This is a genomic window from Enterobacter cloacae complex sp. P2B, from assembly GCF_014895985.1.
In the GTDB taxonomy this organism is placed as follows: domain Bacteria; phylum Pseudomonadota; class Gammaproteobacteria; order Enterobacterales; family Enterobacteriaceae; genus Enterobacter; species Enterobacter bugandensis.
Window position 1 is genome coordinate 1 of record NZ_JADBQQ010000036.1, and the last position, 237, is coordinate 237.

The 237-nt window shown below is 61.6% G+C and carries 1 protein-coding gene; it reads right to left on the reverse strand.

The annotated features are described in order from the left end of the window. Positions 1-237: hypothetical protein (locus IM313_RS22450; protein WP_193056114.1), on the reverse strand; the 237-nt coding region annotated here is incomplete at both ends.

The following is a 237-nucleotide window of genomic DNA, read 5'->3' on the forward strand; positions in this document are numbered from 1 at the left end:
TGCACCATCCTGCCATTGCCACTGGAAGCTGGAGGCGTCCGTCCCGGACCCGTTTGCCGTGAAGGTGTATTCCGCCCTCAGGGTCTGCCCCACCTTCGGCGTGCCGGAGATATGCAGATTGGTTATTGACGGCGCACCATAGGCATCCACCGCCGGGCTGTGCTGTGTATCGCCCTGCAGCTGAGGCTGGCTGCTGCCCTCCGGAATTACCGTCACTTTAATGCTGTAACCCGCGTC